We start from the raw sequence: 14,175 nt of genomic DNA, 5'->3' as shown, positions 1-14,175 counted from the left end.
AAGACTGAGACACAAAAAGGACGGACCCTGCTGCGGCAGCAGCAGGGTCCGTCCTTATTTGTGTAAGGGGGCTGCTAGGCAGCGGTGGAGGCGGAAGCCCCGGCAAGCGACGAAACCACGCTGCGGACCTGTTCCACCACCTCGGCATCATCCTTGGGGTGGATCTCGGCGAAGCGGGTCACGGAGCCGCCAATGGACAGGCGTACGTCCTCCACCAGGTGGGCACCGGCAATTCCCAGGGACTTGCGGGCGTCGTCATGGGCCCAGACCCCGCCGAACTGGCCGAAGGCGGAACCGATCACGGCTGCGGGGGTGCCGGCAATGGCACCAGCGCCGAACGGGCGTGAAAGCCAGTCAATGGCGTTCTTCAGGACAGCGGGCATTGTTCCGTTGTATTCCGGGCACACCAGCAGCAGGGCGTCGGAGGAAGCAGCTGCCTTGCGCAGTGCCGCAGCGGCTTCGGGGATGGAGCCCTCGACGTCGATGTCTTCGTTGTAGAACGGGATGGTTCCGATGCCCTCATGGATGACAATCTCAACACCCTCGGGGGCGTTCAGGACGGCCGTTTCGGCAAGTTGACGGTTGACGGAACCGGCCCGAAGGCTGCCGACCAGGGTAAGTACTTTAGTGCTCAAGGAAACTCCTATCAGGGACCGTGCCGGTTTGAGGCACAGGTATTGCATCTAAGACTATAAGCGGACCACGGTCCGCTTTTATTCCGCGGGGGTTAGACTGGCGCGCATGCAGGCAGGCAGGGAAGAGAGCGCGGGCGGCGGATGTGAGCGTCTGGATGCGGCAAGAAACCGCAGCCTGTTGCTGCACACCGCGCTGGAAATGGTTTCCGAGCGGGGTGCGGAAGCACTCACCATGGACGATCTGGCACGCCGTGCAGGCGTGGGAAAGGGAACCGTTTTCCGGCGCTTCGGTAGCCGTGCCGGCGTGATGCGGGCACTGCTTGACCACGCAGAACGGGACTTTCAGGAAGGTTATATGGCCGGTCCCGCACCTCTGGGACCGGGAGCGCCGCCGCTGGAACGCCTGCGGGCATTCGGGGTTGCACGGATCCAGGCGCTGGATATCACCGGGGAGCTGCGGCGGGCGGCCGACGTCGATGCCTTGATGCACTACCGGCATCCGGCCCGCCAGCTCGAATTGAGCCATCTCAGGATGCTCCTGTCCGCCCTTCCGATGATCCGCGATCCGGAGCTGACCGCCTACCAGCTGGAGTCCTTCCTGGAAGCCGGGCTGCTGCTGCATCTGCATCGCAGTGCGGGGATGCCGCTGGAGCGGATAACCGAAGGCTGGCTGGAATTAGTGGAATCGGTGACAGCAAATAAGTGTCAGCAGGCTTACTAATTTAGTAGGGTGTCTAGAGGCCGCCGTATTTGGGCGGCGTCTGGTTCGAACGATGATGGAGGCTACATGTCTGACAAGAGCACATCCGTACCCGGCGGTTCGATTCCGGGCGTACCGGGGCCGCAGGCTCCGGAACTGGCTGAGCCGACCGAGCCGCGGGAACCGCTGCCCCCGAAGCCTGACCAGGACGGACCAGAAACGGTCTCACCCACCGGCGTTCCCACCGGAGCGCCGAAATCCTCAAACGCGCAGAGCGGCCGGTACCTGACCACCGCACAGGGTGCCCGGCTCGGCGACACGGACCATTCACTCAAGGCAGGTCCCCGCGGACCGATCCTTCTGCAGGACCATCACCTGCGGGAAAAAATCACTCACTTTGACCACGAGCGCATCCCCGAGCGCGTAGTCCATGCCCGCGGCGCAGCTGCCCACGGCGTGTTTGTTGCCAACGGCGCCGCAGAAGGCGTCACCCGGGCAGGTTTCCTCGCCAAGGGCACCGAAACGCCGGTGTTTGTCCGCTTCTCCACGGTCCTGGGCTCCCGCGGTTCCGCGGACACCGTCCGTGACACCCGCGGTTTCAGCACCAAGTTCTACACCGACGAGGGCAACTATGATCTGGTTGCCAACAACATTCCGGTGTTCTTCATCCAGGACGCCATCAAGTTCCCTGATGTCATCCACGCCGGCAAGCCGCACCCGGACCGCGAAATTCCGCAGGCGCAGAGTGCCCATGACACTTTCTGGGACTTTGTCTCCCTGCACACCGAAGCACAGCACCACACCATGTGGAACATGTCGGACCGCGGCATCCCGCGCTCCTACCGCACCATGGAGGGCTTCGGCGTTCACACCTTCCGCCTGGTCAACGCCGCCGGCGAAACCACGCTGGTGAAGTTCCACTGGAAGCCGCGGCAGGGCGTGCACTCGCTGGTCTGGGAAGAAGCACAGATCATCAACGGCATGGACCCCGACTTCCACCGCCGGGACCTCGCAGACTCCATTGAAGCCGGCGCCTTCCCGCAGTGGGACCTGGGCATCCAGGTCTTCCCGGACACCGAAGACGAAATGTTCGAGGGCATCGACCTCCTCGATCCCACCAAGCTGGTTCCCGAGGAACTGGCTCCGGTGCAGATCATCGGCACCATGACCCTGAACGCCAATGTCACGAACTTCTTCGCGGAAACGGAGCAGGTGGCCTTCCACCCCGGACACCTGGTGCCGGGTATCGATGTCACCAATGATCCGCTGCTGCAGGGCCGTTTGTTCTCCTACATTGACACGCAGCTGACCCGTCTGGGCGGTCCGAACTTCGCCCAGATTCCGATCAACCGTCCGCACGCCCCGGTCAACGACATGCTCCGCGACGGGTTCCACCAGGACGCGGACCACTCGGGTGTTGCTCCCTACCAGCCCAATTCGCTCGACGGCGGCTGCCCCTTCATGGCCGGCGCGGACATGGGCGCCTTCATCGATGTCCCCACCGAGGTGCCGGCGTCCCGCAAGGTCCGCGAAAATCCGGCAACCTTCGATGACCACTACAGCCAGACGCGGATGTTCTTCCGTTCGCTGACTCCGGTGGAGCAGGACCATGTGGTGCAGGCCTACACGTTTGAACTCGGCAAGTGCTACGAGGAGAACATCCGGCTGCGTCAGCTACAGTCCCTGGCTAACATTGACGAGCGCCTCGCCACCGAGGTGGCAACCGGTCTGGGCCTTGAAGCGCCGGCACCGAGCGTCGTCGTTGAAGACACCCCGCCGAGCCCGGCGCTGAGCCAGCTGGGCGGCACCTGGCCCGTGGCCGGCCGTCTGGTTGGCGTTGTGGCCGACGACGCAACGGACCTGGGTGCGCTGAACGAAGTGCTCTCCGCTGTCGCCGCCGAGGGCATGGTTCCGCTGGTGATCGCTCCGCACGGCGGCAAGCTGGGCGGCGAAGTTACTATCCAGCGGACCTACCTGACCGCGCGCTCCACCGAGTTTGACGCCATTGTGGTGGCGGCAACGGGCGCTCCGGCTCCCGACGCCGTCGACAGCCTGGATGCCAAGGCAGGCAACCCCGAGGGTCATCCGTCCCTTGACCCGCGCGTCACCATGCTCCTGGCTGAGGCCTTCCGCCATGCCAAGGCCATTGGTGCACTGGGCGACGGCGGCTCGGTCCTCATGGCCGCAGGTGTTCCTGTGGACGCCCCCGGCGTTGTGGTGGGAACCCCAGCCGAGGTAACGGCAGGCGTCAGCGGACTGCTGGCAAGCCACCGCGTCTGGGAGCGCTTCCCGACGATGGTTCCGTAACCGGGACGCTGCGCCGGAAACCGGGCAGCATCTTTCAAAAGGGGAAGCCAGGCGGTAGTCACCGCCTGGCTTCCCCTTTCGTCGTTAACTGGGTTTGTGCTCAGCGGGGCGGCGTCAGGGCCCTGATCAGGGCGTGCAGTTCAGCCCGCAAGCCTTCGACGTCGGTGTCGGCGAGGAGCATGAGCTGGGTTTCGGTGTGGGTGGCCTGTGCGCTGATGCTCTCCCCGGAGGCAGTGATCGTCCACTGGCCTCCGGAGCCTGAGGTGATGTACCCGCAAGGCTGGAGGGCCACCAGACAGTCGCGGACGCAGGCGGCGGGCAGCCCTGAACTCGCGGAGAGCTGATCCTCCGTTGCCGGAGATTCGGCCAACAGCCGCAGGATGAGCGTGCGTTCATGGGTAAGGCGCAGCTCCGCCAGGGATTCTTCGGTGGCACGGTTGGTGAGGAACGCTGCGGCGGAAAGCAGCCGGGGAACATATCCGGGCGCGGACCTGTCGGTCGAAGCGCTCATTTGCCCCATCCGGGAGGGAACCAGCCGGCCGGAACGAAGTGTCCTGCGAAGGATTCGCAGACGGAACATGTGTAGTTGGCCATAGCGGGTGTATCGCCTGCCGCCGGGGTGAAGGATTCAAAAATGAGAAAGTCGTCCACACCGCACTGGTGACAGACGGGAATTTGAACTGCAGGATCCATGGGTATCCTCTGCTGGAGGGTGCGCAGAAAGCCATGGCCGCGTCTTGACCGTGAAATTTTTATCGTAATATCAAACGGCACGGCAGACAATTCCGCGCCCGGGCTTGCCGCCCGCCATCGCATACTGCCGCCGTCCTCTCCGATGTGGCATGTGCCAGCAGAGGAATCATGGACGACTCAAGCACCACAAGGGCCCCGTGGGCACAACTGCAGGATCTGCTCGTTCACCACGAGGATGTGCAGGACTTTCTATCTGAACTTGCGGTTCTGACGGCGTCATCGCTTTCCCTTCGGGGAACCACATACTGCGGTATCACCTTCCAGCGCTCGCGCGACCACCAGTTCACCGTGGCCAGCAGCGACAGCGAGGCACTGCAGATGGATGAACTCCAGTACGCATTCGGGGACGGGCCGTGTCTGCACGCGATCCGGATCCAGGCCGAGGTGCACGTGCGCAATGCTGCCACCGACAGCCGCTGGCCGGAGTACATGGACTGCATCCGGAACTACGGCATCCGGTCCATGTATGCGGTTCCGCTCAAGCTGGGCGGGCATGCCAAAGCAGCAATGAACCTGTACGCCAAGAGTCCGGATGTTTTCGACGAGGACTTCCGCCGCGTCGCCCAAACTTACGCCGCCGAAGCCTCGCAGGCCCTGCTTCTGGCAGTGCGGGTCTCGCAGCATGCGGCCACCGTGGAGGATCTGCAGGGTGTGCTCGCCTCACGGACCACCATAGATCTGGCCGTGGGCATCATCATGGGACAAAACAGCTGCACTCAGCAGGAGGCTTTTGACATCCTGCGGCGGGCCTCCAACAGCCGCAACGTCAAGGTGCGGGTCCTGGCGGGCGAAATAGTTGAGCGGCTGAACGGTGAACCCGCCGCCACCCATTTCACTGAAGGCTAGCGCCCGGTGCGCGGCCGGCCGGGAATGTTCCGCCGTCCGCGCTTTTCCGCATCAGGCCGGGACGAGCGCGGACCAGTCCTCCGTCAGCTCCAGGCCGAGCGCCGTGGACACTGAGGCATGGGCCACCTTGCCGCCGGCGATGTTCAGTCCGCGGGCCAGCGCCGGGGAAGCGTCAAACGCGCCGCGGACGCCGCGGTCGGCCAGTGCGACGGCGTAGGGCAGCGTGACGTTGGTCAGCGCATACGTGGAGGTGTTGGGCACCGCGCCGGGCATATTGGCCACGCAGTAGAACAGGGACCCGTGGACCCGGTAGGTCGGATCCTCGTGGGTGGTGGGCCGGGAGTCCTCGAAGCATCCGCCCTGGTCCACGGCGATGTCCACCAGGACGCTGCCGGGCTTCATCCGCGAGACCATGTCATTGGTGACCAGCTTCGGGGCACGGGCTCCCGGAATGAGCACCGAACCAATGACCAGGTCGGCATCCGCCAGCGCGCGCTCAATTTCAAAGGCGTTGGACGCGATGGTGCGGATCCGGCCGGCGTACTGGGCATCGAGCTGGCGCAGCCGGTCAATGTTGATGTCCAGGACGGAGACGTCGGCGTGGGCGCCCGCTGCCGCAGCCACAGCATTGGTGCCTGCCACCCCGGCACCGAGGACCACCACCTTTGCCGGACGAACGCCCGGCACGCCGCCAAGAAGCAGTCCGGGACCTCCGGCCGGGGACGTCAGGCACTGTGCGCCCACCTGGACGGAGAGCCGGCCGGCCACCTCGGACATGGGTGCCAGCAGCGGCAGCACCCGTCCTTCCTGCACTGTTTCATAGGCAATGGCCGTCATTCCCGATGCCAGCAGTGCCCTCGTCAGTTCGGGTGCGGCCGCCAGATGCAGGTAGGCGAACAGCACCAGATCGGGACGGAAAAACCGGTATTCCGATTCCACCGGTTCCTTGACCTTCAGGATGAGATCGGCCTGGTTCCAGACATCATCAGCCGAATCCAGAATTGAGGCACCCGCCCCGGCATATTCGGCATCGCTGATGCTGGAACCTGTGCCCGCGCCGGATTCCACCAGCACCTGATGCCCGCGGGTCGTGAACTCATGGACGCCGGAGGCCGTAATGGCCACCCGGAATTCGTTGTTCTTGATTTCCTTGGGGATACCGATAATCACAGCTAGCTCCGTTGCATTGCAGGTGAGGCGGGCAACCGCCGGGTTTCTCCCCAGCATAGGGGAGTGGAGCCCTCACTCCTCAACTTGTGCGCCGCTGTCCTGTGTCCGTGCCGGCCTGGCCGCCTGCTGCGCCTGAAGCCAGGCTTCGACGTCGGACAGGCGGATGCGGCGGTGCGTGCCGCGGTATTCAACGGGGATGATTCCCGCATCCGTGAGATTGCGCAGATACGTGTGGGAGATCCCCGCCGCCGCCGCAGCCTGCGATGTCGTCAGGAGGGGAATGTTGGAGCCGCTCCGGGCACCCGGGGTTGTCGGCCCTGACGGTGCACCGGACGGCTGCGCCGCCGGCCGGGATGCCGCCGGCTCGGCCCCGTCGTCGGAGGCCACCACAACGCCTTCACCCCGCCCCAGCCGTGCGAGCAGGTCCAGCACAGCATCGCGGGCAGCAGCGGGCAGGCGCAGCGCAGTCCCGTCAACAAAAACGGTCACGTCGCCCGCGGAAAGTGCACGGGACAGTGCCCGCACCTCTGCGGCCGGGAGCGGAGGTGTACGGAGAGGGGTCGGGGTCATGCTGCCATCTTGCCAAAGATCCCCGGCAATAACCTCACCCGCTCCGTGCGCTGGCCAAGCGGCGCTGCCGCCCGGCTGCGTTGACCGCAGACTCGGCGGCGCGGGAGCATGGACGGTAGCCGCGCGGACGCCATCCGGTCTCCGGGCAAGCGGCATGAAGGGAACTTTTGTCTTGCAAGAACGGAACCGGTCGTCCCGGGCAGACTGGCAGCCTGACATTCTCGGTGAAGGCTTTGAGCAGCTGACGCTTGACCTGCCCGACGGCGCTCCGGCAACACTGGTCCGCTACTCGCCCGCGGACACCCCGCCCGGCGGGGAGCGCGCCGGCGCCGGCGATGTCCTTTATGTGCACGGATGGTCGGACTACTTTTTCCAGACCGAACTTGCCCGGTACTGGGCGCAGGCCGGGATGCGCTTCTATGCCCTGGATCTGCACAACTACGGCCGCAGCCTCCGTCCGGGCCAAAGCCCCGGATTCACCACGGACCTTACCGGGTACGACGCCGACATCGCCGCGGCACTCGCCGCGATGGGGAGGCCCGTCCCGCCGAATGCCGGCCAAGCCGCAGATTCCGGGACGCCTGCGCGGCCCTTGATTCTGCTGGGGCATTCCACCGGCGGGCTCACCCTGAGTCTCTGGGCTTCCCGGCATCCGGGGGCGGCCTCGGCCCTGGTGCTGAACAGTCCGTGGCTCGAATTCCAGGCTACGGAACTGGGCAGGCGGATCATCTCGCCGCTGATCGGCAGGGAGGCACAACGGCACCCCCTCGCACCGCTGCCTCCGGTGGACGCCGGAAACTACGCCCGCGCCGTCTTTTCCGCCTTCGGCGGAGAGTGGACCTACAACCTTCTGTGGCGTCCGCTGCGGGGGTTTCCGGGCACCGTTGCGTTCCTCAACGCGGTGTTCCGCGCCCAGGCTGTGGTCGCCCAGGGGCTCCGCCTCGACATTCCCGTGCTCGTGCTGCTCTCCGACAAGAGCTATCTGCAACCCCGGTGGTCAGCCGACGCCGAAAAGGCCGACGTCGCACTGGACGTGGACGTGGTGGCCAACCGGGCACTGTCGCTGGGAAACTGCGTGACCGTGGCGCGGGTGCCGGACGCCCTGCACGATGTTTTCCTGTCCGCAAAACCGGTGCGCCGGCGTGCCTACGCGGTAGTGGACCAGTGGGCGCGGGGCTACCTGCCCGCAGCCCCGGAAGCGGCACCGGAGCTGCGGGCGGGTCCTCAGTCGATCAGCTCATAGGCGGGCAGGGTCAGGAAGTCCACGTAGTCGTCGGCCAGGCTGATATCTGCAATCAGCTGGCTCGCCGGAGCGTAGAAGCGGGTGAACTGATCCTCGGGAACCTCGCTGCGCAGGCGCTCGGTTTCTTCGGCCAGCAGGCGTTCCACCAGTTCCGGGGTCACGGTGGCTCCGGTGTCCTCCAGGACAATGCCGTTATGCACCTGCTGCCACACCTGCGAGCGGGAGATTTCAGCCGTGGCTGCATCCTCCATGAGGTTGTGGATGGCCACGGCACCGTTGCCGGAGAGCCAGACGGCCGTGTAGGCCACGGCCACATACAGGTTGGACCGCAGGCCGGCCTCGGTGATGGCGCCTTCCGCCGTGGAGACGTCCAGCAGGTCCTTGGCCGTGACGGAGACGTCGTCGCGCAGCTTGTCCACCTGGTTCGGCTTATCCCCGAGGACGGAGTCGAACACCTCACGGCAGGTCTGAACCATGTCCGGGTGGGCCACCCAGGACCCGTCAAAACCGTCGTTGGCTTCCCGTGTCTTGTCCGCCGTCACCTTTTCGAAGGCCTTGGCCGTGACTTCCGGTTCCCGCCGGTTCGGGATGAAGGCTGCCATGCCGCCCATGGCAAAGGCTCCGCGGCGGTGGCAGGTGCTGACCAGCAGCTCCGTGTAGGCGCGCATGAACGGTGCGGTCATGGCGACGTCGGCGCGGTCCGGCAGCAGGAAATCCTTGCCGGAGTCGCGGAAGACCTTGATCATGCTGAAGAGATAGTCCCAGCGGCCTGCGTTGAGGCCGGAGGCGTGGTCCCGCAGTTCGTAGAGGATTTCGTCCATCTCGAAGGCGGCCGGAATGGTCTCAATGAGAACGGTGGCGCGGATCGAACCCTGCGGGATGCCCACGTATTCCTCGGAGAAGGTGAAGATGTCGTTCCAGAGCCGGGCCTCCAGATGGCTTTCCATCTTCGGCAGGTAATAGTAGGGTCCCTGGCCGTTGTCGAGGAGCTGCCGGGCGTTGTGGAAGAAGTGCAGTCCAAAGTCCACAAGCGCGCCCACGGCGGGTTCGCCGTCGACCGTTACATGCTTTTCCGGAAGGTGCCAGCCGCGGGGCCGTACGACGGGCACGGCGAGCGGCACGTCCGTGCGCAGCGTGTATTCCTTGCCCTCGGGCGAGATGAAGGAGAGGTCCCCCCTCGCCGCCCGGTAGAGGTTGTATTCGGCGTCCACCACGTTGTGCCAAGTGGGGGTGTGGGCGTCCTCCAAGTCCGCCAGCCACACTTTTGCTCCGGAGTTGAGTGCGTTGATGGCCATCTTGGCCGGCGATGCCGGTCCGGTCATCTCGACGCGGCGGTCGGTCAGGGCAGCGGGGGCCTCAGCCACTTTCCAGTCGCCCTCACGGATGCTGGCGGTTTCAGGCAGGAAATCCAGGCTTTCTCCGGCCGCGATGCGGTTGCGGCGGTCAGCCCGGGCTGCCAGCAGGTTGTCCCGCGTGGGCCGGAACCGGTGGTGCAGCTCCTCGATAAACGCCAGCGCATCCGGCGTCAGGATTTTTTCGGCCCCCGGGGCGGGGGACATGTCGCTCACATCAATGGCCATGGTGTTTCTCCCTACGAGTGGTGAGACGGCTGGGTTGTCAGCCGATGCATCGATGCGTTGGAGCTTACACTCTTTCTTTCCACTGCTTTCCGCATCGTGGATATTTTTGTCTGTTTAGTGAAAACATGACGAAAAGTTTAGGCGTCCAGCGTGCGCATGAAGGTGAGCACTTCCGCCGCCGTGCTCCATCCCTGGCGGGCATACCAGAACCCGGACTTGGGCAGGGCCGGCATCAGGATCAGCGGCAGGTCCCGCACTGCTGCTTCCTCGGCCAGGGCCGCCAGCACCGCGGTTTCCATGGTGTGGTCGGGGTCCGGCCGGCGGATGTCGATGCCGCCGAACACGGCAAACCCTTCGCCCCGTGCAATCCGCCCGCGGGCCACAGGTTCCCCGAAGGCACTGATTTCCACCACCGAATAGTCCCGGGATTCCGCCAGGGTGAGGTCTGCACCTTCGGGCAGCTGGGGAACCTGGGGAAGGTCTGCGGGATCAGCGGTCATCAGCGCCAGCGTGGACAGCGAAGCGAGTCCCTGCCCGGCGGCAAACTCCCTTGCCGTGTCCGCATCATCGGTCACCAGCGTGAGCCGGGCGCCGGGGGTCGCGGAGACCTCCGCGGCGGCCCGGGGAGTGTTCCGCCCGGGCCAGGTAACCACATACTGCGGTGCGCCCCCGCCAAAAGGGGCCATCAGCACCGCGTCCCCGTCCAGGGTGCTTCCCAGCCCGCGCACCGCCGCCCACACCGGTGCCCACTGCGTGAAGTTGCCTTGCCACGGTCCCAAGCGCGGTTCACCGCCCCGGGGCTGCAGGGGGCGGCGGGTCCTCAATGGCGAGGATGGTGACGTTCACCGAACTGACTGCAACTCCGGTCCTGCGCAGGGCGTGGCGGACGCGTTCCTGGAGGTCAGCCGCAACTTCCAGGGCATTGAACCGGGCATCCGTGGCCACCTCCACGTCAACGGTTGCACGGCCGTCGGAGACGGCGGCAAAAACCCCGTCCCGGCTCGTCCGGTAGCCCGTATCCGGAACCCGGCGCAGGGTGTTGCGGGCTGCCGAACGGACCCGCGCCACCAGCTGCCCCAGCGGGGGCCCCAACCGAAGGATTCCGGGTGTCTCCCTTGCGGCCCGTGCGGCCACAGAAGCTATCACCGAACTGCCGATCACCTTGCCGCGCAGCGGCCGGTCAGTCATCGTACAGATCCTCTACCGTCAAATGGACCGCCTGCGGTGCAACGCCCACGGACGTTTCAACGGCGTCGTGAATGGTCAGGCGCAGGAAGTCCATGGCCCGGCAGATGTCGACTCCCGGGGCCACTGCAGTGCGCAGATGGATCAGCAGCCCGGCACCTGTTTCCGGCTCATGGTGAATGCGGCAGCGGCGGGCGCGCACACCTCCAATGGCGCGGGCTGCGTCGCGCACGACGGCGGCGAGGGCCGCTTCGCTGATCTCCACCCTTCCCTCCGCGGTGCCGTCCAGGAACAACCGGGGGCTGCGCCGCATCTGCAGGAAGGCCGCATCCAGGACCCTTTCTTTTAGCGCATACGGCGGCCGGAGACCCGGGTGCCGCAGGTCGTGGTCCCGAAGCACGTTCGTGGCCCTGAACAGCGGCTCCAAATCGGCACGGACGCTTCGGCAGTCCGGGCAGGACCGGGTGTGGCGGTCCGGCGGCTGCAGCATGTCCTGCCAGATTCGGTTGACCGTGCGCCCGCAGTCAACCTGGCCAGCGCGCATCTCTAATGCCATTGGATCATCGCCTCCGCGAGTTTTTCCCGTGCCCGTGCCAACCGGCCGCGCACCGTGCCCGTTCCTATTCCCAGGGTGGCGCCTATTTCCGCGTAGCTCTGGTCGTGCATTTCGCGCAGCAGCCAGCACGCACGCTGGTCGGGCGGAAGTTCCGCGAGTGCCCGGGACAAACACTCGAACTGGGCCGCCAGTTCTGCTGTCCGGTGCGGGTCTCCGGACAGCGGACCGATTGCAGGCCAAAGGCCGGTTAGATCGACGCTGTCTTCAGGATGGGCGGTGCGGCGGCGGAGAACGTCGAGGCACCGGTTGGTAGCTGTCCGGTAGACCCAGCTGCCGAAGGCACTTGAGCGGTCCAGTCCGGGAAGGGCACGCCAGCTGGCGGTCAGGGTGTCCTGCACAACGTCTTCTGCGTCACCCCGGTCATTGAGCAGCCGGTATGCCAGACGGAACAGGCGTCCCTGATAAGACTCCACCAGGTGTTCGAAGGCGGATAGATCTCCGTCCTGGGCACGCGCCACCACAGTGGCCTCATCCTGCCCCTTGTACCCGGTGGCGGGTGCCGTGCTGCGGGACCGCGTAACAGTGCCGGACTCGTCCGGCGATTCAGCCGCAGCCATGGGCGCCCCTGTCCGGTCCGGCAGACGCCGGTCCCTTCCAAATAATCCCAGAGCGTCCGCGCGGGCGGAACAGTGCGCGGGCACAACGGACGCGGGTGGGGGAAGTTTGCCAAACGGCGTGACGATTACCCCCGCAGTGCGTCTTTAAGCTCGCAAGCGTTCCCCGAACGGGACCAGTTCCAAGCAGGAGATGAGCGACATGGCAGATGCCCAGAAACCATCAGGACCATCCTCCGGACCGGTGTCCTCGTCACCGGGCAGCGGACATTCATCGGGCGGGAGCACCGGCGCCTCGTCGTCGGGCACCGTGACCAGCGTCAGCGACACGGAACCGGCCCGCAAATCCGGACCGCTGCATACGCCGCACGGTGACACGACCATTGAAGAGACGGTGGTCCAGAAGCTCGCGGGACTGGCGACACGTGAGGTGCCCGGTGTTTATGCCATGGGCAATACGGCACGCCGCGTGTTCAGCTCCATGACCGAGCGGATTCCCGGATCCCAGACCAACGTCAGCAACGGCGTCAGCGTCGAAAAGGGCGAGCGGCAGGCGGCAATCGACGTAAGCATCGTGGTGGAATACGGCTACTCCATCGTGGAAGTCAGCCAGGGGATCCGGCGCAACGTCATCCGGTCCGTCGAAAACGCCACGGGACTGGAAGTTCTCGAGGTGAACGTCAACGTCACCGACGTGCACCTGCCGGAAGACGATTCCGACGACGATCAGGATGCGAACAAGAAACCATCGGACCGGTTGGAATGACGCTCCGGCATAAGAAATCCGCCGGACAGGTGCTGCGGTGCCGCCGGCAACCTAGCGAAGGAGGACAACATGTCCGCAACTAAATGGTGCCTGGCAGTGGGCCTCGTCCTGGGAATCGTGCTGGCCTTCGGAGGCTGGTACGCCTTCCTGCTGGCAGTGTTGTTCGGCCTGGTGGGGCTGTTGGTGGGCATGGCCGCTGACGGGAAGCTTGATGTCCAGGCCATGTTCGGCAGAGCGTCGAGCAGATGAGCGCACCCGGAATCCAGGACGCGAGGTCCCCGGCCGCGCGCAGGCAGCGGCTCGACGTCGGCGACCGCGGCCGCACCGTGCTGGCCCGTAAGGTCCTCGAGAAGGTGGCCGCCCAAATCGTGGTGGACGAAACGTTTGCCGGCGGCAGTTCAGGCGGTTTTCTGGGCATCGGCGCGCGGGCGGACCTGTCCGCCCGCCCCCAGGCCAAGGTTGAACTGGCCGGCAACGTGGCCTCGCTGAAGGTGGAAGTGGGTCTGCCGTATCCGGTGCCCCTGCGGCAGGCCACTGATCAGCTGCGGGACCGGATATCCAGTCGGGTCAGTGAGATGACCGGTGTGGAAGTGCGCCAGGTGGATGTCACCGTCTCGTGGCTGCGGCCGGATGAACCCGTTGACGGCCGCCGGAGGCTGCAGTGAGCGGCAACCTGCCGGTGTCTCTGCGGCCCCGGCCCAGCCGCGCGGTGCCCGCCATCATTTGCGGCTTGGTGCTGCTGGCTGCGGGAGTGGTGCTGGTCTGGGCTGCCGTTGCCCGGCTCACCATGGGGGTGTGGCCGCCCTTCTTCACGGCGGTTTCGGACTGGCTTGCCACGCTGAACTGGAACAGCCCCGGAAGCTGGACCGCCGGCGTCGTCCTCACTGTCATCGGTCTGGTGCTGCTGCTGGCAGCGCTGGTGCCCGGAAAGTTTCACGCGCTTCCGTTGCGCCTGGATCCCATCCGTGAGGTCAGCGGCGACAGCCGTGCGGTGATGTCGCGCCGGGCTGTTGCCCGGCTTGCCGCGGCCACCTGTGAACATATCGACGGCGTTTCCACGGCCTCGGCAACGGCGTCGGACAAAGAGGTGCACGTGTCCGTGCACACGCCGCTGCACGACACCGCCGACCTGCAGCACTGGGTCACCGACGGCGTACGCTCCCGGCTTCAGGCGTCCGGCCTGGATCCGGTGCCGAACATTACCGTTTCGATCCGACCCGGCCGCTGAAGGACCACTGGCAACTGAAGGG

The 14,175-nt window shown here is 65.6% G+C and carries 17 protein-coding genes; 8 read left to right on the top strand and 9 right to left on the bottom strand.

The genetic code is table 11. The annotated features are described in order from the left end of the window. Window positions 1-74 precede the first annotated feature (74 nt). Window positions 75-683, bottom strand: coding sequence for an NAD(P)H-dependent oxidoreductase (locus KG104_RS17255; RefSeq protein ID WP_104053357.1), 609 nt, complete (start codon window positions 681-683; stop codon window positions 75-77). Between the two features lie 58 nt (window positions 684-741). Here KG104_RS17255 and KG104_RS17250 point away from each other — a divergent pair, with 58 nt between their 5' ends. Together KG104_RS17250 and KG104_RS17245 are read left to right on the top strand one after the other, a co-directional pair. Beyond that, window positions 742-1,356: a TetR/AcrR family transcriptional regulator gene (locus KG104_RS17250; RefSeq protein WP_104053356.1), complete on the top strand. Its 615-nt coding sequence runs from the start codon at window positions 742-744 to the stop codon at window positions 1,354-1,356. Between the two features lie 66 nt (window positions 1,357-1,422). Beyond that, the gene (locus KG104_RS17245) at window positions 1,423-3,642 is read left to right on the top strand and encodes a catalase (protein ID WP_104053355.1); all 2,220 of its coding nucleotides are present in this window, start codon (window positions 1,423-1,425) and stop codon (window positions 3,640-3,642) included. A 100-nt stretch (window positions 3,643-3,742) separates the two neighbouring features. On the opposite strand, the gene KG104_RS17240 is transcribed toward KG104_RS17245, so the two are convergent. After that, on the bottom strand, window positions 3,743-4,153 hold the full coding sequence (locus KG104_RS17240) for a DprA-like winged helix domain-containing protein (RefSeq protein ID WP_104053354.1): 411 nt from the start codon (window positions 4,151-4,153) through the stop codon (window positions 3,743-3,745). 350 nt (window positions 4,154-4,503) lie between these two features. Here KG104_RS17240 and KG104_RS17235 point away from each other — a divergent pair, with 350 nt between their 5' ends. Continuing rightward, window positions 4,504-5,241 (top strand): GAF and ANTAR domain-containing protein, encoded by a 738-nt coding sequence (locus KG104_RS17235; RefSeq protein ID WP_207348226.1) that lies wholly within the window; start codon window positions 4,504-4,506, stop codon window positions 5,239-5,241. Window positions 5,242-5,292: 51 nt separating this feature from the next. Here the strand turns inward: KG104_RS17235 and ald are convergent, their stop codons facing one another. Next, window positions 5,293-6,411, bottom strand: coding sequence for an alanine dehydrogenase (ald, locus tag KG104_RS17230; protein ID WP_207348227.1), 1,119 nt, complete (start codon window positions 6,409-6,411; stop codon window positions 5,293-5,295). 72 nt (window positions 6,412-6,483) lie between these two features. Then, window positions 6,484-6,981: a helix-turn-helix domain-containing protein gene (locus tag KG104_RS17225; protein WP_207348228.1), complete on the bottom strand. Its 498-nt coding sequence runs from the start codon at window positions 6,979-6,981 to the stop codon at window positions 6,484-6,486. A 172-nt stretch (window positions 6,982-7,153) separates the two neighbouring features. On the opposite strand from KG104_RS17225, the gene KG104_RS17220 reads away from it, so the two are divergent. Further along, entirely contained in the window at window positions 7,154-8,224 is a 1,071-nt protein-coding gene (locus KG104_RS17220; protein ID WP_237687200.1) for an alpha/beta hydrolase, read from the top strand. On the opposite strand, the gene aceB is transcribed toward KG104_RS17220, so the two are convergent. The 5 genes from aceB to KG104_RS17195 all read right to left on the bottom strand — a co-directional run bounded on the left by aceB (window position 8,206) and on the right by KG104_RS17195 (window position 12,162). Further along, the gene (gene aceB / locus KG104_RS17215) at window positions 8,206-9,804 is read right to left on the bottom strand and encodes a malate synthase A (protein ID WP_207348229.1); all 1,599 of its coding nucleotides are present in this window, start codon (window positions 9,802-9,804) and stop codon (window positions 8,206-8,208) included. The genes KG104_RS17220 and aceB overlap by 19 nt on opposite strands. A 137-nt stretch (window positions 9,805-9,941) precedes the next feature. Further along, window positions 9,942-10,583, bottom strand: a complete 642-nt coding sequence (locus tag KG104_RS17210; protein ID WP_104096780.1) for a hypothetical protein — start codon at window positions 10,581-10,583, stop codon at window positions 9,942-9,944. 7 nt (window positions 10,584-10,590) lie between these two features. After that, entirely contained in the window at window positions 10,591-10,992 is a 402-nt protein-coding gene (locus tag KG104_RS17205; RefSeq protein ID WP_104160087.1) for an Asp23/Gls24 family envelope stress response protein, read from the bottom strand. Continuing rightward, window positions 10,985-11,545, bottom strand: coding sequence for a hypothetical protein (locus tag KG104_RS17200; protein ID WP_207348230.1), 561 nt, complete (start codon window positions 11,543-11,545; stop codon window positions 10,985-10,987). The genes KG104_RS17205 and KG104_RS17200 overlap by 8 nt, the downstream gene beginning before the upstream one ends. Then, on the bottom strand, window positions 11,536-12,162 hold the full coding sequence (locus KG104_RS17195; protein WP_207348231.1) for an RNA polymerase sigma factor: 627 nt from the start codon (window positions 12,160-12,162) through the stop codon (window positions 11,536-11,538). The genes KG104_RS17200 and KG104_RS17195 overlap by 10 nt, the downstream gene beginning before the upstream one ends. A gap of 199 nt (window positions 12,163-12,361) precedes the next feature. Here KG104_RS17195 and KG104_RS17190 point away from each other — a divergent pair, with 199 nt between their 5' ends. From KG104_RS17190 to KG104_RS17175, 4 genes are all read left to right on the top strand, one after another. Continuing rightward, window positions 12,362-12,925 carry an Asp23/Gls24 family envelope stress response protein gene (locus KG104_RS17190; RefSeq protein WP_104053345.1) on the top strand — a complete coding sequence of 188 codons (564 nt, stop codon included), beginning with the start codon at window positions 12,362-12,364 and terminating at the stop codon, window positions 12,923-12,925. Between the two features lie 69 nt (window positions 12,926-12,994). Continuing rightward, window positions 12,995-13,174 carry a hypothetical protein gene (locus KG104_RS17185; RefSeq protein ID WP_104053344.1) on the top strand — a complete coding sequence of 60 codons (180 nt, stop codon included), beginning with the start codon at window positions 12,995-12,997 and terminating at the stop codon, window positions 13,172-13,174. Further along, complete coding sequence (locus tag KG104_RS17180; RefSeq protein WP_104102281.1) at window positions 13,171-13,590, top strand: Asp23/Gls24 family envelope stress response protein; 420 nt, start codon at window positions 13,171-13,173, stop codon at window positions 13,588-13,590. Before KG104_RS17185 ends, KG104_RS17180 begins: the two co-directional genes overlap by 4 nt. After that, window positions 13,587-14,153, top strand: coding sequence for a DUF6286 domain-containing protein (locus KG104_RS17175; protein ID WP_207348232.1), 567 nt, complete (start codon window positions 13,587-13,589; stop codon window positions 14,151-14,153). Before KG104_RS17180 ends, KG104_RS17175 begins: the two co-directional genes overlap by 4 nt. Window positions 14,154-14,175 lie beyond the last annotated feature (22 nt).

Origin of the sequence: Arthrobacter sunyaminii (genome assembly GCF_018866305.1) — a bacterium.
In the GTDB taxonomy this organism is placed as follows: Bacteria; Actinomycetota; Actinomycetes; order Actinomycetales; family Micrococcaceae; genus Arthrobacter_B; species Arthrobacter_B sunyaminii.
This window is presented reverse-complemented; position numbering and strand designations above follow the sequence as displayed.